This window comes from Williamsia sp. Y712, from assembly GCF_059445525.1.
In genome coordinates this window covers 305,150-322,654 of sequence record NZ_JCAIUN010000001.1, presented here as the reverse complement: position 1 = coordinate 322,654, position 17,505 = coordinate 305,150, and the positions used below count along the sequence as shown (strand labels likewise).

General features: G+C 64.5%; 19 protein-coding genes and 2 tRNA genes. 8 read left to right on the top strand and 13 right to left on the bottom strand.

Annotated elements, in window-relative coordinates; genetic code table 11:
• Positions 1–26 precede the first annotated feature (26 nt).
• The gene (locus tag AC1D75_RS01665; RefSeq protein WP_495513589.1) at positions 27–590 is read left to right on the top strand and encodes a dihydrofolate reductase family protein; all 564 of its coding nucleotides are present in this window, start codon (positions 27–29) and stop codon (positions 588–590) included.
• Positions 591–607: 17 nt separating this feature from the next.
• Here the strand turns inward: AC1D75_RS01665 and AC1D75_RS01660 are convergent, their stop codons facing one another.
• Both AC1D75_RS01660 and AC1D75_RS01655 read right to left on the bottom strand, forming a co-directional pair.
• A complete protein-coding gene (locus tag AC1D75_RS01660; RefSeq protein ID WP_495513588.1) occupies positions 608–1,609 on the bottom strand; it encodes a magnesium transporter CorA family protein in 1,002 nt (333 codons plus the stop codon).
• 18 nt (positions 1,610–1,627) lie between these two features.
• Positions 1,628–2,716, bottom strand: a complete 1,089-nt coding sequence (locus tag AC1D75_RS01655) for a D-alanine--D-alanine ligase family protein (protein ID WP_495513587.1) — start codon at positions 2,714–2,716, stop codon at positions 1,628–1,630.
• Positions 2,717–2,795: 79 nt separating this feature from the next.
• Between AC1D75_RS01655 and AC1D75_RS01650 the strand changes: the two genes are divergently transcribed.
• The 3 genes from AC1D75_RS01650 to AC1D75_RS01640 are packed head-to-tail and all read left to right on the top strand — an operon-like array spanning position 2,796 to position 6,536.
• The gene (locus AC1D75_RS01650) at positions 2,796–4,121 is read left to right on the top strand and encodes a UDP-N-acetylmuramoyl-tripeptide--D-alanyl-D-alanine ligase (RefSeq protein WP_495513586.1); all 1,326 of its coding nucleotides are present in this window, start codon (positions 2,796–2,798) and stop codon (positions 4,119–4,121) included.
• Positions 4,122–4,131: 10 nt separating this feature from the next.
• Entirely contained in the window at positions 4,132–5,247 is a 1,116-nt protein-coding gene (locus AC1D75_RS01645) for an acyltransferase family protein (RefSeq protein ID WP_495513585.1), read from the top strand.
• Positions 5,248–5,282: 35 nt separating this feature from the next.
• Entirely contained in the window at positions 5,283–6,536 is a 1,254-nt protein-coding gene (locus AC1D75_RS01640; RefSeq protein ID WP_495513584.1) for a hypothetical protein, read from the top strand.
• 15 nt (positions 6,537–6,551) lie between these two features.
• On the opposite strand, the gene AC1D75_RS01635 is transcribed toward AC1D75_RS01640, so the two are convergent.
• Positions 6,552–7,004 (bottom strand): acyl-CoA thioesterase, encoded by a 453-nt coding sequence (locus tag AC1D75_RS01635; RefSeq protein WP_495513583.1) that lies wholly within the window; start codon positions 7,002–7,004, stop codon positions 6,552–6,554.
• Positions 7,005–7,146: 142 nt separating this feature from the next.
• Here AC1D75_RS01635 and AC1D75_RS01630 point away from each other — a divergent pair, with 142 nt between their 5' ends.
• Entirely contained in the window at positions 7,147–8,130 is a 984-nt protein-coding gene (locus tag AC1D75_RS01630; protein ID WP_495513582.1) for an alpha/beta hydrolase, read from the top strand.
• A gap of 99 nt (positions 8,131–8,229) precedes the next feature.
• Here AC1D75_RS01630 and hisC read toward each other — a convergent pair whose 3' ends face one another.
• Positions 8,230–9,294, bottom strand: a complete 1,065-nt coding sequence (gene hisC / locus AC1D75_RS01625) for a histidinol-phosphate transaminase (protein WP_495513581.1) — start codon at positions 9,292–9,294, stop codon at positions 8,230–8,232.
• A gap of 117 nt (positions 9,295–9,411) precedes the next feature.
• On the opposite strand from hisC, the gene AC1D75_RS01620 reads away from it, so the two are divergent.
• The 3 genes from AC1D75_RS01620 (at position 9,412) to AC1D75_RS01610 (ending at position 10,101) form a co-directional block, all read left to right on the top strand.
• Positions 9,412–9,503: transfer RNA gene (locus AC1D75_RS01620), tRNA-Ser, on the top strand.
• 55 nt (positions 9,504–9,558) lie between these two features.
• Positions 9,559–9,631, top strand: a tRNA-Arg gene (locus tag AC1D75_RS01615).
• 98 nt (positions 9,632–9,729) lie between these two features.
• Positions 9,730–10,101 (top strand): hypothetical protein, encoded by a 372-nt coding sequence (locus tag AC1D75_RS01610; protein ID WP_495513580.1) that lies wholly within the window; start codon positions 9,730–9,732, stop codon positions 10,099–10,101.
• A 91-nt stretch (positions 10,102–10,192) separates the two neighbouring features.
• On the opposite strand, the gene AC1D75_RS01605 is transcribed toward AC1D75_RS01610, so the two are convergent.
• The 9 genes from AC1D75_RS01605 to AC1D75_RS01565 all read right to left on the bottom strand — a co-directional run bounded on the left by AC1D75_RS01605 (position 10,193) and on the right by AC1D75_RS01565 (position 17,474).
• Positions 10,193–10,729, bottom strand: coding sequence for a glutathione peroxidase (locus AC1D75_RS01605; RefSeq protein ID WP_495513579.1), 537 nt, complete (start codon positions 10,727–10,729; stop codon positions 10,193–10,195).
• Positions 10,730–10,817: 88 nt separating this feature from the next.
• The gene (locus AC1D75_RS01600) at positions 10,818–11,129 is read right to left on the bottom strand and encodes a hypothetical protein (protein ID WP_495513578.1); all 312 of its coding nucleotides are present in this window, start codon (positions 11,127–11,129) and stop codon (positions 10,818–10,820) included.
• Between the two features lie 181 nt (positions 11,130–11,310).
• Positions 11,311–11,856, bottom strand: a complete 546-nt coding sequence (locus AC1D75_RS01595) for a phage tail protein (RefSeq protein ID WP_495513577.1) — start codon at positions 11,854–11,856, stop codon at positions 11,311–11,313.
• Positions 11,857–13,794 carry a putative baseplate assembly protein gene (locus AC1D75_RS01590; RefSeq protein WP_495513576.1) on the bottom strand — a complete coding sequence of 646 codons (1,938 nt, stop codon included), beginning with the start codon at positions 13,792–13,794 and terminating at the stop codon, positions 11,857–11,859.
• 5 nt (positions 13,795–13,799) lie between these two features.
• Positions 13,800–14,261, bottom strand: a complete 462-nt coding sequence (locus tag AC1D75_RS01585; RefSeq protein ID WP_495513575.1) for a GPW/gp25 family protein — start codon at positions 14,259–14,261, stop codon at positions 13,800–13,802.
• A gap of 6 nt (positions 14,262–14,267) precedes the next feature.
• Positions 14,268–14,549 (bottom strand): PAAR domain-containing protein, encoded by a 282-nt coding sequence (locus AC1D75_RS01580; protein ID WP_495513574.1) that lies wholly within the window; start codon positions 14,547–14,549, stop codon positions 14,268–14,270.
• 11 nt (positions 14,550–14,560) lie between these two features.
• A complete protein-coding gene (locus tag AC1D75_RS01575) occupies positions 14,561–16,267 on the bottom strand; it encodes a VgrG-related protein (RefSeq protein ID WP_495513573.1) in 1,707 nt (568 codons plus the stop codon).
• 5 nt (positions 16,268–16,272) lie between these two features.
• Positions 16,273–17,037, bottom strand: a complete 765-nt coding sequence (locus tag AC1D75_RS01570) for a CIS tube protein (protein WP_495513572.1) — start codon at positions 17,035–17,037, stop codon at positions 16,273–16,275.
• Positions 17,034–17,474 carry a phage tail protein gene (locus AC1D75_RS01565; RefSeq protein ID WP_495513571.1) on the bottom strand — a complete coding sequence of 147 codons (441 nt, stop codon included), beginning with the start codon at positions 17,472–17,474 and terminating at the stop codon, positions 17,034–17,036. The genes AC1D75_RS01570 and AC1D75_RS01565 overlap by 4 nt, the downstream gene beginning before the upstream one ends.
• Between the last annotated feature and the right edge of the window lie 31 nt (positions 17,475–17,505).

The following is a 17,505-nucleotide window of genomic DNA, read 5'->3' as shown; positions in this document are numbered from 1 at the left end:
TTCCTTCAGAACCCTGAAGGAGGCGCATGGCAAAGCTCATCTACTCGATGCTCACCTCGCTCGACGGCTACGCCGAGGCGGCGGAGGGCGACCTCGGCGTCGGGGCCGCCGACGACCCAGAGGTGCATACCTTCATCAACGACCTCTTCCGCCCAGTCGGCACGTATCTCTACGGACGCCGGATGTACGAGACGATGGTCTTCTGGGAGACCGCGCATACCGAGCCCGATGCGCCTGCGCACATCGTGCAGTACGCCCGCGACTGGCAGGCCGCGGAGAAGATCGTGTACTCCACGACACTGGAATCGGTGTCCAGCGCGAAGACCAGGATCGAGCGGACCTTCGACCCGGACGCGGTGCGCAAGCTCAAGGCCGAGGCTGATCGGGACCTCACCGTCGACGGCCCGAACCTCGCGGCCCAGGCGATCGCGGCCGGACTGGTGGACGAATACCACCTGTTCATCACCACGAGCGTGGTCGGCGGTGGCAAACGGTTCTTCCCCGACGGTGTGCGACTGGATCTCGAGCTGGTCGAGGAGCGCGCTTTCGACAACAGCGGACTGATCTACGCGCGCTACCGAACACGCTGAGCCGCCGGCGGCTCCGACTAGAGCCAGTCCTTACGCCGGAAGAGCATGTAGAGAATCGTCACGGAGGCGACGATGATGACCACGCTGATGGTGAGGCCGAAAGTGTTGCCGAATCCCGGGAATCTGACGTTCTGACCGAAGAACCCGGTCACCGCCGTCGGCACCGCGATGATGGCGGCCCACGAGGTCAACTTTTTCATCACCGAGTTCAGCCGGGCATCCTGCAGTGACAGGTTTGTCTCGAACAGCGTTGTCACCATGTCGCGCAACGACTCTGTCCACTCGGTGGCGCGTAGAACATGGTCATAGAGGTCGGTGAAGCTCGCATCGAGCGCCGGATTGGCCCTGTTCTCGAGTCGGTTTCGCTGGATCAGGTTGACCACTTCGCGCATCGGGAGCACCACCCGGCGGAGTTTGACCAGGTTCTTGCGTACCCGGTATGTGCGTCGCTGGAGGTCCTGGCTGTTGTTGTTCTCCTCGAAGAGCAACGACTCGAGATCCTCGATGCTGTCGTCGAGCATCTGGACCGCGTCGAAGTGACCGTCGACGACGACGTCGAGCAGTCCATGGACCAGCACCCCGATGCCGAGCTTCTCGTCATCCATCGCATCCCAGCGCTGTGTGACCACATCCATATCGAAGTCTTCCGACAACCGCACCGTGATCAACACGTTTTCCTTGATGAACATGGAGATCCGGTGGATGTGTAAGGCGCCGTTGGTGGACAGCGACGGATCTTCGTGGATGTCCACGCCGTAGACAGTCATGAACTTGTGGTGCGGATAGCTGACCGCTTTGACGCGCTCGGCATCAGCGAGGGCGTCTTCCACGGCCCAGGTGTTGAGATCGAGTTCATCGGCCAGCTTGCAGAGGGCTTCGTGGCTGGGATTCACCAGATCGGCCCAGGCCAGCGTGGTGTCGTCGGCCAGACAGTCGGACAGTGATTCGATGTCGAAACCGTCCTGGAGTTTGCCGTTTCGCCAGATCCGGCCGCGCACGTTTTCGATCACACTTTTCATCGTGCCATCCGGGCTACCTCAGTGGTCGGTGGAGAACCCCGACCGCACCTGGTGTCGCTGCTGTGCGAGGTCGACGAGCCGGTTGATCAGGTCGCTGTAGCCGAGGCCGGAGGCCTCCCAGAGCTTCGGATACATCGACGCCGGGGTGAACCCGGGAATCGTGTTGATCTCGTTGAGAAGCCAGCCGCGACCGTTCTCCTCATAGAAGAAGTCGACGCGGGCCATACCGGAACACCGCAACGCAAGAAATGCGCGTTCGGCCAGCAGGCGGACCTCGGCGATCTGGTGATCGGGCAGTTCCGCCGGGATGACCAGACCGGCTGCACCGGTGACGTACTTGTCCTCGTAGTCGTAGAACTCTGCGCCGGGGAGGATCTCGCCGGGTACCGACGACTTCGGCTCCCGGTTGCCCAGGACGGCGACCTCGATCTCGCGGGCGGTCACCGCCTCCTCGATCACCACGACCTCGTCGTAGCGCAACGCCAGCTCGATCGCGGTGGCCAACCCGGCGCGGTCGGTGGCCTTCGAAATGCCCACCGAGGAACCGAGATTGGCAGGTTTGACGAAGACCGGCAGGCCGAGGGTGTCGATCGCCCGTTCGATCAGGTCGTCGACATCACCGGAACCGGCACGGTATTCGACCCATTTGCACTGCGGGATCTGGGACTGCGCGGTGACGACCTTGGCCATCGCCTTGTCCATGCACACAGCCGAGCCGAGAACCCCGGCGCCGACGTAGGGGACGCCGGCCAACTCGAGCATGCCCTGGACGGTGCCGTCCTCGCCGTGCGGTCCGTGCAGCAGTGGCAACACCACGACCGTCTCGTTGTCGGCGCGCTGCAGTGCCGAGAGCGGGTCGATCTCAGTGCCTTCGGGCTCGAGTACGCCCGGCAACTCCAGTGTGGCGTCGGCCAGTGTCGCGATCGCCTTGTCGTTTCGGATCCACTTCCCGTCGCGGGTGATGCCCACCGGGATCAGCTCGTACCTCGAACGGTCGGCCGCGGCGAGGACGTGTGCCGCGGTGATGCACGACACGTCGTGCTCCGCGGAGACACCACCGAACAGCACAACAAGACGGATGCGGTCGGATGATGCGGGATTGGCCATGCGGCCACGATAGGCCAGCGCCGAACCGGACATCGCCGGTGGTTGGTGGTCACGCCCGCCCGCCCGGTAGCGTCGATGCGTGCGATTCAAGGCGAGTGACGTGGCAGCGGCGACCGGTGGAAAACTCTTCGGCCCCGATTTGGAGATCGACGGCGCGAGTATCGATTCTCGCGGCATCAGGCCAGGCCAGCTGTTCGTGCCGATTGTTGCCGAACGCGACGGACATGACTTCATCCCCGGCGCGCTTGCGACCGGCGCGACGGCGTACCTGACCGCGCGGGCGGTTGACCAGGGCGATGCCCAGACCGCAGCCATCAAGGTCGCCGACACTGCACTGGCCCTGGCTGACCTGGGCCGCGCTGCTCGGGCCCGGCTGACGGGTCCGGTCGTGGGCGTGACCGGTTCGGTGGGCAAGACATCGACCAAGGACCTGCTCGCGGCGGTCCTGGCGACCACGTTCGTGACCGCGGCCAACGAGCGTTCGTTCAACAACGAGCTCGGACTGCCGCTGACACTGCTCGGGGCCCCCGACAACACCGAAGCGGTGGTCGTCGAGATGGGCGCCCGTGGCATAGGTCATATCGAGTTGCTGTGTGACATCGCTCGCCCGACCGTCGGCATCGTGACCCGCGTCGAAGGTGTGCACCTCGAATTGTTCGGAGATCTCGATTCGGTGGCGCGCGCCAAGGGCGAGTTGATCGAGGCGCTGCCCGCCGACGGACTGGCCGTGCTGAACGCCGACCATCCGGTGGTCGCTGCGATGGCGCAGCGCAGCGCAGCCCGGGTGCTCACCTTCGGGCTGTCGTCGAGCGCCGATGTGTACGCCGACGACATCGTGATGGACGCCGAACTGCGGGCGCGTTTCACGCTGCACACACCGTGGGGCACCACGCAGGTCGCGTTGGAGGCCCGTGGAGAACACCAGGTCGCCAATGCACTGGCCGCCGCTGCTGCGGCCGGTGGCATCGGCGTGGGCATCGAGCAGATCGCCGCCGGGCTGGGCGGTGCGGCCATCTCCGGACTCCGGATGGAACTGAGCCGTACCGACGCCGGGGTGCAGATCCTCAACGACGCCTACAACGCGAACCCGACATCGATGTCGGCCGCACTCGATTCGTTTGCCACCCTCGATGCCCGGCGTCGGGTTGCGGTGCTCGGCGTGATGGCAGAACTCGGTGGATCGGCAGCGGCCGAACACCTGGCCATCACCGAGCGGGCCCGGGGGCTGGGTATCGAGGTGATCGCAGTGGCGGCTCCCGACTACGGACCGGATGCCACCCACGTTGACGACGTCGACGCAGCCGTTGCCGCCCTCGGAGATCTGCGATCCGGAGATGCGGTCCTGGTCAAGGGAAGTCGCGTCGCGGCCCTCGAGCGGGTGGCCGACGCTTTGTCAGCCCTCTGATCCAGGCCTGATGACACCGCGCCCCGGATTCACCCCGTCACTCACGGGTGTCCGGGGATTGGCCGCGATGCTGGTGTGCGCCACTCACGCCGCATTCTGGACGGGCAAATACACCAACGACTTCGAGGGCTGGTTCTTCGCCCGCCTCGAGGTCGGTGTGACGATCTTCTTCGTGTTGTCGGGCTACCTGCTGTTCACGCCCTGGGTGCGCTCACTCCAGCAAGGTGTGCCCAAACCTGATGTGCTGCGGTATTTCTGGCGCCGCGCGGTGCGTGTTCTGCCCGCCTACTGGCTCACGGTTCTCGGTGTCTACCTCATCTTCGTGTGGCGTGACGACATCTCTGATGTCGGGCACGGGCCGACCGGGCTCCTCCGCAATCTCACACTCACGCAGACGTACGGATTCGGTTATCTCCATTCGGGTTTGACGCAGATGTGGAGCCTCGTCGTAGAAGTCGCCTTCTACCTGATGCTCCCGGTGTTCGCGTGGCTGATCGGACATCTGATCTGCCGTGGAGGTTGGCATCCGGGCCGGATGATCGTGGCCATCGGTGGGCTGATGATGATCACCCCTGTGTGGGCGCTCATCACGGCGGGCGGGGGTATCGACGTGACCGCGCGATTGTGGCCACCTGCCTTCCTCGCGTGGTTTGCCGGCGGAATGCTGCTGGCCGTGCTCGCCCGGGTGGTCACGATCTGGCCGCCGACGTTGTCGGTGCTGGTGGGGATCGTCGCGTTCGAGATCGCCTGTATGTCGATCGCGGGGGAACCGACCATCACCCCGGCATCCACCTCGGCGACGATCGTGAAGTCGGTGCTCTACCTGATCGTGGCGTTGGCCCTGCTCGCGCCATTGGCGATCGGCCCGCGCGGACACTGGTGGGACCGGACGCTGTCACAGCCGGCGGCGGTCTGGTTCGGCGAGATCTCCTACGAGTTTTTTCTTGTGCACGTCATCGTGATGGAACTGGCGATGGATCTGCTCGGATATTCGCTCTTCAGCGGTTCGGTGGTCGGCGTGTTCATCGTCACGTCGGTCCTGTCGACCCCGGTTGCCTGGGCGCTTCATCGGGTGACCGCACCGCTCTGGCGTCGGGAAACGGCCCCGCTCGAGCGCATCCGGTAATACTGGTTGAAAGCCCGCAACTCCCGGAGGCCCCGATGGTCGACAGTTCTGCCTTTGCCGCCTCAGGCGGTGCCGCGAACATTCGCCGCTGGTGCGAGAACTCTCGTATACCGGGCAGGCAACCCGATCTGTCCGATCCAGCGGCCATCCTGATCGCGTCCGGATTCCTGTCCGACCAGGCCCGGGCAGTACTTGTCCGTCGCAGCACCGCCGGTCTGGCGGTCCCGGGGATCGGTGGGTTCGGTGAGCTGCGGCGTCTGCAGCGTGAGCTCGGACAGCTCGAGGATCAATTGCGCAATCCCCGGGTCCCCCGGGTCGCGGCGCTGGTGGTGCGCTCGCGGGTGGTGGCCCTCACGCGGCGGCGGGATGCCGCTCGTAACCTCGTGACGGCATCGAAACCGGTTTTTGCCGGAACGGTCCGCGGCATCCGGCGCGAACGCCGGGAGGGCCTTCACCTTGACTTGAGTGACCGGGAGCGGTTGTTCAACGGGCTGCTGTTCACACCTTGCCCCAACGCGCTCGACGTCAACTACCTGCGGCGTGCCACCGCGATGGCGGCGAGTACCGCGGCGGGCGTCATCGGGCAGCTGACCGACAACCGGTCGAAGGCCGGCCAATGGGTGGCCGGGAAAGCAGCAACCTTCGACGACGCCGAACAAGATGAAACATCTTCTGGCAGTTCTCGGTTCGTCGATGGATACGAGACGTTGCTCTACGTTGCGGGCAACGCGTATGACCGGATCGTGCGTTCGCCGGTCTGGCACAGTGACCATTTCGCGGTTCAGCGCGGCCAGATCAATGTGCATGCCGAGATCGCCGAGATCGCAACCGATGTCATCAACCTGCGAACCGTTCGTATCGAACTCGATCGTGTTCGGGCCGTGGCCAATTCGGACCAACGTCTTGCCGAGCAGTTGCGGTCGCGGGAGGCCGAGTTGCGGCCCGTCTGGTCGCAACTGATCGATCGGGTGGCGGCGCTCTGGGACGTTGCCGATGCGGTGGCCGCCGCGGCGGTGGAGCTGAAGGTTCTCGATCAGGTGAACTACGCCGGAACCATCGACCAGCGCATCGACCACCTCATCGCCCGGTCGGGTGAGCGGGAGTTGTCGGCGGAGAACACACGGCGTCTCGGTGAGCAGCTCGGTGCCGGACGGGAGCATCTACGTGACTACCGAAACATCCTGCAGGGAAACGTGACTCCGTTTCCCGACGAAGGCTCCTCGGCTGCGGTCCCGCCCATCCCGGCGCCGCCGCGGGCGGCAGGTCCGCGTAAGCAGATCGAAAACTGAACGCGGGCAGCATGTTCAGTCCCGGGACCACTGCCTGAGGTAGTCCTTCTCGACGTCGGTGAGCCGGCGGAGGCGTTGTTTTTCCACGTCGACAACTGCCATCTGGGTGCTGGCCACGCAGGCCGGTTTGCCGGTGGCTTCGGCGTGTGCCGAACGAACTTCGTATCTGATGGTGAAGTCCACGGAGCGGAAACCCTTGATCCACATGCTGATCCGCAACGGGCTGTCCTCGTGTCGGAGCTGTGCCTGATAGCGGATCTCGACGGTGACGATCATCGCGCTCTTGATGAGCGGTGCATACTGTTCACCGGCGCTCATCAGCCAGGCCACCCGGGCTTCTTCCATCAGGGTGACCATCCGGGCGTGATTTATGTGACCAAACGCATCCATGTCCGACCACCGCACGGGGACCTCGGCAACATAGGCGAATGAGTCTGCGGCATTTGAGGTATTCGTCGGATTTTCCATATCCCACATGATCCATGCCGCATTTCTGAACTGGAACCCTCGCCCGAAAATGGGCTCTGTGAGTTGGCTGAGAGTTTTCCATCGTTCTGTACCCTCGGTAGCCTTCGGTCCGGGGATTCGACAACAGGGGAGTGGTCAATTCATGGAGCGCGTTGCACGTGTGATTCAGGCTATGGGTGGACTGGTGGCGTCTGCCGCGTTGGCCACGTCGGGGGCTGCAGTGGTGACCGCGGCGCCGGCGACGGCTGAGATCGAGACCGTAACGCAGGTCGGTCCACAGCGACAAGACCTGACGATTGCTTCGCCGGCGATGGGTGGCGACGTCAAGATCAGCGTGCTGACACCCGCCGATCTGACCAGTCCGCGAGGCACGCTGTATCTGCTCGACGGTGCGGGCGCCAAGGACCGCGTCAGTGACTGGCTGACCAAGGGCGGTGCAGAGGAGTTCTTCGCGGACAAGGACGTCACGGCCGTGCTGCCCTCGGGTGAAGGCGCGTTCTATACGAACTGGCAGAGTCGGGACGCGGTGTTCGGCCAACCCCAGTGGGAGACCTTCCTCACGAAGGAGCTCCCGCCGCTCATCGACGCGACGTTCAACGGCAATGGCAACAACGCGATCGCCGGACTGTCGATGGGTGGGCAGGCCGCCTACGCGCTCGCCGCGCGAAAGCCGGATCTGTACACCGGTGCCGGGTCGCTCAGTGGCTGCCCGCCGGTGACGGGCCTGGTAAACGAGAGTTATGTGCGCACCACGCTGGCCAAGGACGGCGCCGACGCCACCAACATGTGGGGGCCATTCGGTTCATCGGGATGGACCGACCACGACCCATCGCACCGGCTCGACGCGCTGCGCGGCAAGAACCTCTTCATCTCCGCGGGCTCTGGGATCCCGGGTCCGCTCGATCAGACGACGAAGCTCGACGAGGGTCTGACCCGGGAACAGATGATCGCCGCAGGCGTGACTCTCGAAGCCGGCGCCTACCGCTGCTCGGTTGAGTTCGCGGTGCTGATGCGGGCCAGTGGGGTGGAGGCCACGTCGAAGTTCCGCGCCGTCGGCACCCATTCGTGGCCGTACTGGAAGCAGGATCTCAAAGCGATGTGGCCGGTACTGGCCCGCGGGCTCTGACCGGAGGTCGTTACTCGTGCGCCTGAGTCGGCCGCTGCGGCGCCGGAGGTTGCCTGTGCATCCCCGAGGTTGCCCTAGGGCCTCCGACGGCGGCTGCGGCTAGCTGCGTGCGGCTCGAGCGCGGGCGAAGTCGAGGAATGTGTTGTTCTCGCCTTCCTCGGTGATGGTCACCCGCACGCCGTCGCCGTCGAACGGCCGGATGATGACGCCGGCCTCTGCTGCGTCCCGGGCAAAGGGCAGCGAGTCGGAGCCGAGATCGAGCCAGACGAAGTTGGCCTGGCTCGGCGGGATGCGGTAGCCGGCCGACCGCAATTCGGAGGTGACACGGTCACGTTCGAGAGCGACCGAACCGGTGCGCGCGAGAAGTTCTTCCTTGGCGTGCAGGCTCGCGATGGCAGCGGCCTGCGCCAGTGAGTTGACGCTGAACGGCACGTGGACCTTCAGCAGTGCATTGGTGACAGACGGGTCGGCGACCGCGTAGCCGACGCGGAGGCCGGCAAGGCCGTAGGCCTTCGAGAAGGTCCGCAGCACAACCAGATTCGGATAACGGCGGTGCAGTTCGATGGCGTCGTAGCGTAGAGACTCGTCGGGCCGCATGTACTCGAAGTAGGCCTCGTCGAGGGCGACCAGGACATCGGAGGGGACTCGGTCCAGGAAGGCGATCAGGCTGGCGGTGTCGACAATGGTGCCGGTCGGGTTGTTCGGGTTGCAGATGAAGATCAGCCGGGTGCGCTCTGTGATCGCGGCAGCCATCGCAGGCAGATCGTGCACCAGATCGTCGTTCAGCGGCACCTGCACCGGCGTGGCCCCGGCCACCCGGGTTGCCAGTGGATAAGTCTCGAACGACCGCCACGCGAAGAGCACCTCGTCGCCGGGGCGGGTGGCGATGGTGATCAGGTTCTGGCAGAGCGTCACCGATCCGCAAGCGGTCTGCACGTTCTCGGGGGCGACGTCGAGGTGCTTGGCCAGTTCTTCCGTCAACGCGACCGCGCCGTTGTCGGGATAGCGGTTGACGCGCGACGCCGCTTCGGCGATGGCCGCAGCCACACTGGGCAGCGGACCGAACGTGGTTTCGTTGCTCGCCAGCTTGAGGGCGCCGGGGATGTTCTTGCCCGGGACGTAGGCGGGCACATCGGCTAGGTCGGGACGAATACGCGGGGTCACCGATCCAATCTAGCGCTGCGACGTCACGTCGCCAGAAAGTGCCGCTGATCAGACGGTTTGCTCCGTTCGGTGAAGCGTGTGTAATCTTTGGTCCGGCAGTTCGAAAGGACTCCACCAGGAGGCGTGCCAGAGCGGCCGAATGGGACTCACTGCTAATGAGTTGTCTCGCTAAAACGAGACCGGAGGTTCAAATCCTCTCGCCTCCGCCAGTACGACCGAATGGATGCACGACCAGTTAGACCGTTGGACAACTGAACACAGCACGCGCCCGTAGCTCAACGGATAGAGCACTTGACTACGGATCAAGAGGTTAGGGGTTCGAATCCCTTCGGGCGCACAACGGAAATCCCGGTGATGATCATCACCGGGATTTTCTGTATGTGCAACGGGGTGGGTCGATACGCGAATTGGTGTGATGTCAGCAACAATTGGGCGATGACCATCTATGTCTCGAGTCCGCAGATTCCCTACATCCTGACGTTCGAGGATGTCGACCGCGATGAGGTCGCCCGCGAGATCCAGCGCAGCATCGTCGGTGCGACGGAGACGATCGAGGTGCCGGGGACCACGGACTATTTCGAGGAGGTCGTGCCCCCGTTGGTGATCGCACTCGATGCCGCCGATGCCGCGTTTGTCATCAACTGGGGGCAGGTGGCGTTTGTGGAGATCACCGAGGACGATCCGAATGAGGTGACACCGGGAGCGTTCGGGCGGCCATATCTCGAACTCAGTACCTCGGACGGGGTCTTCGATGAGGGTGACGAAGAGTTCGAAGACGACTTCGATGAGGACGCTGAGGCCGGGTAGTCCCGTACCACGTAAAGACCGAAGCCACCGCGGTCTTCAATTGACCGCGGTGGCTTCGGATTTGAAGTTGGGTGTCAGGTGACACTTTCGATCAGGAAAGCACGCTCTCGAGATCCGCACTGATCTCTTCGGGCGTGACGGTGGGTTCGTAGCGTTTGATGACGGCGCCGTCGCGGCCGACGAGGAACTTGGTGAAGTTCCATTTGACCTCGTCGGTTCCAATTGCTTCGGGACGCGACTTCTTGACGTGGTCGTAGAGGAAGCCGGCATCCGGGCCGAATTCTCCGGGAGCCTCGGCGCGCAGGTAGGTGAACAGCGGATCGGCATCTTCTCCGTTGACTTCGACCTTGGCGAAGATCGGGAAGGTCACGTTGAAGTTGACGTTGCAGAACTCGGCGATCTCGTCTGCCGTTCCGGGCTCCTGGCCACCGAACTGATTGCAGGGGAAGCCCAAGATCTGCAGGCCCTTGTCCTTCTTGTCGCGGTAGAGCGCCTCGAGACCTTCGTACTGCGGGGTCAACCCGCACTTGCTCGCCACGTTGACAACCAGAAGAACCTGGCCCTCGTAGTCCTTCAGTGATTGTGTGCCGCCATCGGCAGTGGTGGCGGCGAAATCATGAGTGCTCATCGAGTTCTGTTTCCTCACATCTGAATCTGGTGGGCAAGTGCACTCCACGTTAGCGTGGAGATTGACATCCCGATGCGTTGAACGTTGCTCAGCTGGACACGAGAGCTGCCTGTACCGCCGCGGCGAACTCGCGGCCGGGCCCGCCGAAGACCCTGGTGTCGGGAAAGTACATCGAGGCCAATCCGCTCAGCAGTGAACCGCATGCCCCCGGTCGCACCGCGACCGCAAACCACATCCCCATCGAACATCCCTGGATAGTCCGCGTCCAATCTCCATGCTCGTCGATGGCGCTCGCGATCCGGAGGACTTCTTTGGGATCCTTGACTCCGGGTACGCCATCCAGCTTCTGGACGGGCGTCTGCTGATCTGCGGCTGATGGCGGGTAGGTGATCGAATGCATGGGACTCTCCTGTGCGATGGGAGTTGGCCGCTTGGCCAACATACTGACCGTCGCACGGGAGGGGTGTGTTCGTTGCAGGTCAAGCCACTATTGACGGAGTTTTAGTGCGCGCAAACACAGATGAGCGTTCATTGAGTTAATAGTCACCATGTCCAAAAGTATGGTGAATAACAAATGTTGTTCAGTTGGACTCCGAGGTCACTTGGACGCGATGGTGTATGTGAGCCGGTTTCACCATCGCAACGACTGCGTCGAGACGACGTTGATCGATAGTCGACGGGTCGTCGACCCGCACTGTGACAGTCACAGATACTTCCCCGGCCGGGGTGCCGGTCGAGGTGGGAGACGTTGAACTGACCACGCCTCCGGTCTCGTCGATCTCGGGTATCACCCCGAACGCGGCGGTTACGGAATCGCGCAGCCCCGTGGTCGTCCCGCGCCAGCGCAGCGCCTCGGCACCTGCCGAGATCAGCTCGCGTTTGCGGTCCGCACTTTCGTGGCCCTGCAGGGTCAGGCCGATCCAGCCGGCCAGCCAGTTCAGGGTGTCGGGAGGTGCGGTTGCCGGATCGAGGTAGGCGGGAAAGGAATCGAGTACCAGGAACACCGGCGCGAGCATGTCGTCGAACGACTCGCAGAGTCCCTGGGCGTAGAAGTCGTCGTGATAGATCCCCGGAAGGGTCCCGAGAACGGGGATCGGGGTCTGAAGAGATGCGAGCCGCCCGCGCATCTACAACACCCTGGCCTGATGCTGATGTGAATGGACCAGCCCGTTCGCCGGCAGTTGCAGCCGGTCGGTCGGCTGACCGCGTCGGCCCGTCGCCGGGCCCACCGGAAACAGCTGAACGGTCACCTCGCCGCCCATGTCGATGCCGGGGACCGCTGCCAGTGTTGCGCTGATCTCCGGGATGCCCACCGGTCGTCCGACGGGCCAGCCGGTGCCCGCGTGGCCGCCGACGAGTGGATGCAACATCCGGTACAGCGCGCGAAGCACATCCTGCTGGACCGTCTGCTTGTCGAATCCGGCCAGTGCCGACACACTCACGACGATGGTGAGCCCGATGTACTGCGGTGGCTCGAGAAGCAAACGGGTGCCGATCAGTCGTCGGCGGTCGAGATACTCCGCGATCCGATCCATCGTCTCCGGCAGTGGCGTCAGATCCCCGAGCCGGATCTGGCCGAGTTCGTCCGAGGCGACATGTGGCACCACCAGCACCCGCACCTCACCGGCCGCGGCATCGGCGGTCAGGCAGTGCACCCGGGCGATCTCTGGTGCCGCCTGTCGGGTGAGCTCCTCGAAATCCTCTGCAGTCACGGCACGTCCGCGTGATCGCAGCACCACCGGTCCCCGGAGTTTGAGCTCTTCGACCGTCTCGGGCGCCGCGCCACCGACCGCGGCGGTTCGGTTCTCCACGCGGGTGATGTACGGGACGCTTGTCTTGAGAACCCGAAGTTGGCCGGCACCCACGTTTCCTCGCGTTCCGCCGCCGATCCGGTACTCGCGCAGCCCCAGGACCGCACCTTTTCGAGGAATCGCACCGAACCCGCGCACCGTGCCATCGGCGTTGCGGACCGACGGTCCGAACACGACCTCACCGGATACGGCATCGAGGTGGAACACCCGGTCGTCGTCACCGGAATCAGCGAAGTCGTCCACCGCATGCCATTCGGTCCTCTCCTGCCCATCGGTGACGGTGAGCACCCCTGGCCGGGTGCCGGGCACGACGGGTTGTTGTTGCAGCGTGAACCGTTGTGCGGCAGTGCCGTCCGATAGGCCGAGGACCTCGCCGGTCACCGAGCGTGAATGAGCCGCGGCAACCGTGCCGCCCACGGTGCACGCCGAGATCGCGTCGATGTGCGGCGATCTGGAATAGGTCGGCTGATCGGGAAGCGGTTCGAGGAGACGGCAACGCAGCCACCCCGCGCGGTGGCCGGCGATCAGGGCATTCGAATGATCCTCTGGCACATGGACGATGACATCCCCGGGCTCGTTGAATCCTCCGGTGTCGTCACGGTCGAGGTCGCAGTCGACCCAACCCCGCTCGGTGAGTGCCTCCCATCGCAGTGGGGGCCGACGGGGGTCGACACCCACTCCGGAAACCCGGCAGGAGATCCGTAGCAGTACCGCGCAGGACGGCACCGGATTGCTCAGGCCGACGAGCAGTGCATCGTCGGGGGTCGGCGAGGCGGAGAAGCAGTCGAACCCGCCGTGTCCCAACGACAGGGTGCGGTCGATGACCTCGCCGCCCGATGGCGCCGAGAAGACCTGCTCTGATGAGCAGGGCACCACGTCCAGCGCGCGGTCGGTCGAAAACACAACGGGCTCTGCGATATCGGTGCGGTCGGTGCTGACCTCGCTCGCGGACCGTACGGTGACGGTTTGTGTCTGCGGTGCCGACAGCCAGAACGTCACCCTGGTCCGGGCCGAGGACGCCGGACGCATCTCCAGGCCCAGTAGATCCAGGAACTCGAGGTAGTTGCGTTCGGGGACCCGGTTGAGGCGGTAGATGAGCTGGTCGACCATGTGCGCGACCGCTTCGATCAGCGTGATGCCGGGATCGGAGATGTTGTGATCGGACCACTCGGGGAATCGCTGTCGCACCAATCGGCGGGCATCGTCCACCAGGTTCTGGAATCCGCGGTCGTCGAGATTCGGGGCCGGGAGCATGACGGTCACCTGGCTTTCTGGCTGTTGGAGCCAGTCTCCGGGGAGACGGCGGGGGTGTGATCTGGCTCGTCGGGGATGACATAGAACGGGAAAACCAGGTTCCGGATGTCGTTGCGGCCGTGGATGCGATAGCCGACGTCGATGTAGAACGTCCCCGAGTCGGTCCCGTCGAAATCGACGATCACGTCTTCGACGTCGATGCGCGGTTCCCAGTCCTCGAGTGCGGTACGTACATCGCGTGCGATGGCGGCGGCGGTCGCCGATCCGGCAGGCGCGAAGATGTGATCGTTGACGCGGCAGCCGAATTCCGGGCGCATGGGGCGTTCGCCAGGTGAGGTTCGCAGGATGATCTCGATGGCCTGCTCGATGTCGGTGCCGCCGGTCGCCAGCGCGAACGCTCCGGTCGGGTCGGTGCGGAGCGGAAAAGCCCAACCCGCGCCGATGAAATCTGCACCAGTCGTGGACATCCGAGATCACCCGCCGATCAGGACGGTTGGGGCGCCGGCCACGATGGGTGCGCCGCACGCGGACATGTCGCCGACCCGGGCCGCGGGGCGGCCGCCGATCAATACCGTCGGAGATCCGGGCGGGACGATGGCGCTGGGCGGATGCACCGCCGGTGGCGGGAACGAGCAGATGTGGGGTGTTCCGACGGTCGCGGCGGGGCGGCCCTCGATGAGGACGGTGGGCACTCCGGGTGGCCCGACGACCCCGGGATGTCCGGTGGGATCTGAAACCCGTGCTGCAGGTGGCATGTTCGGTCCTCTCAGTTCAGCTTGATCGGGGTGCCGGAGATGGTGAGAGGGCCTGACGCCGAAAGTTCTGCTGTGGCGCCCGCCTTCACCGAGACTCGCTGTCCACGGAGTTCGAGTTCACCGGCACCGGCGTCGATGACCACACCGGTCTTGCCCTCGATGTGGACCTTGCCGTCGCTGTGCACGGTGACCGCGGAACCGACGGCGTCGAGTTCGATTCGCACCGATTCCGAAGCGCTGGACAGGACCACGCCTTCGGTTCGCCCAGCCTGGTCGTTCAGGTCGATTCGGTGGCCGAGGCGTGACACGAATGACCGCCGATTGACCATTCCTGATCCCGGGTCGATGAGTGTGACGCCCTTGGCGTCCGGGGTGTCGACTCCGTTGAACAGGCCACCGAGTACATAGGGATGGTCGGCGTTGCCCTGTTCGAAGGCGACCAGTACCTCATCTCCGACTTCCGGAAGAATCAGCGCCCCTCGGTCTTTGCCCGCTCCGGCCTGGACTGTGCGGGCCCAGCCGCTCACGTAGTCGTCGGAGAGCTGGGGAAAGGTGAGCTTGACACGGCCCGCGGACATCGGATCGTTGACGTCGGTCACCTGGCCGATGACGACGCCGTTGCCGACTCCGCTGCCGGGCGTGGCGGTCAGTCCCAACAGGCTGCGGTCGTGGCTGCTCGAGACGGTGAACGCGGTGGTGAATCCGGTTGCGGGATCGAATCGGTGGCGGGCGCTGCTCACCACGAACTTGCCGTCGAAGGGCTCGCCCAGGTTCTCCAGGGATACCGAGCTGCCGGCACGGAGCTTCGGGTTTCCGTATGCGACGGCATCGATCTCGGCGAAAGCTCCTGCTATGGAGGCAGATCGGGCCGAGGCAGCCGTGTCGGCCTCGGCCTGGGTGCGCAGACCGGAGTCGTTGCCGACGTAGACGGGACCGCCGAAGGTCGACGCGAGTTGTGCGGGGTCGATGCCGGGGACCTGTGCGCTGGTGGTGGTGGCCTCTGCCGTCCCGACGATGGGTCGTTTGGTGGCCACGTCCCAGCCACGCATCTCGACCTTGCTGACCTGCTGGCCGGCGGTCAGGGTGGACCGCAACCGCGTGATGTCGGTGCCGTACTGCAAGACCAGAGGATTCTCCGGATCGCCCGACGGCGCCGTGTCGGCGTGTGCCGGTGGCGCAAAGTCAAGCGCGCCGTCGCGGACGGCCACTTCGTACCCGATGTCGCGGGCCAGCGCATTGAGGAACTCCCAATCTGTCCGGCCCCGTTGTGAAATGTGTTCGAAGACCGTTGGTGAGGGTTCGATCCGGCCAGGCTTCAGGCCGGCCCGCCGGGCACATTGTGTGGCGGCATCCGCAGCCGTCGCCTGCGTGTACGAGGCGGTGTGCCGGGCGCGAAACAGGCGGTGGGACTGGTCGTAGCCACGAATTGTGGTGAACGTGCCCGACTTCTCGAAGTCTGCCTCCACCGCTGTCACCTCGCCGCTGATCAACGGCGCCGGTTCCGGGTTGTGGTCGGTGACCACGGAGATCAGAACGACTGCGCCGATCTTCGCCCCGGCCTCGGACAGGACCGTGCGTCCCGGATCGCGGAATCTCAGGGTGAACGCGTCGGGCAACGTGGTGCTGGTGTCGACGTGCGCGGATACCAGTGAAGTGCTCAGGTCGGCCGCAAGTACCGAGCCGTCGATGGTGATGGTGAACCCGCCGGTGGTGGCCATTGACGTCACCCCCGCGCCGCGGCGAGATCGTCTTTGGCGGGCAGGCGGAGCACGGTACCGCTGGGCACCCGCATCGGGTCGTCGATCTGGTTGACATCGGCGATGCGCCGCCAGAGATGTTGGTCGCCATACTCGCAGAACGCCAAGCCGGCCAAGGTCTCCCCGGCAACGAGGACATGGGTGCGGCGGGCGGAGGCCGCCCGCGACGTCGGATTCTGGCCACCTTTGCCACCGGGCATCTCCTCCAGCTCGACGGTGCACACGGCGCGTAGCGGGGTACCGCTCGTCGAGAACAGTGTGAACTTTGCACTGACCTTGGTGATGAAACCCGGAAAACTGGTCAGCCCACCCCATTTGAAGACCACCAGGGGTGGGATGGCGGTGGCCGTACCCGATGTCGAGGCGGTGGGAACGCAGCACGACATCAGTTTGTCGACCTTTTCCATCACCGAGTTGTCCTGCTTTGCACCGGCATCGAGGAACATCTCCAGCGACAGCTTGCAGGGTTCGGCACCCATGAACTCTGCGGCCCCGGCTTTGGCAGCGCCTTTGGCGGGCTTGCTCTCCCACTTCGCCGATTTCGCGATCGTCACCTCCTTGGGATTGAACTGGAACTCGATCGCTCCGAGCTTTCCGCCCGGTTTGGCGCCGCCGGGCGCCTTCTTGGCCTCGAACAATTCGAGTTCGGCGTGTACCACGGACGGCGAACCACCACCGGCCGAGTCTTTGGATGCCGGGGCCGCGGACCGCAATGCGATGGAATCACTCATGCGGCACTGCCTTTCACTCCGGTGATGCCGCGATGCGTCAGCTCGAGGGTCTCGGTGGCGACCTTGGGGGTGTCAGGGTTCAAAGTGGGTCCCGTCCAGCGGACCGGCAGGACGCCTTCGAGAGCCCACTCCGCGACGATCTCCCCGGCAGAGTTCCGGGCCGCAATCGTTGCGGTCCCTGGTGTGTAGCCACTCACCACATCGGTCACCCACTTCACGAGCTTGTGGCTGTCGTTCGAGACCGGCCGGGTGAGTTTGATGTTCGTGAACTTGATACGGGTCGGGAGCTGCCACACCATGCCGTTGTTGCCACCCTCTTCACGTTGCTCCACGACAATCTCCAGACCGAGCCCCTCGCAACTCGCGAAGTCGCCGAGTGGTGCGCTGTCGACGTCGACGGTGAAGCAGACGCTCACCGCCGGATCGGTGTCGGTCATCGTCGTATTCTCCTGTCCCGTGCTGGATGTC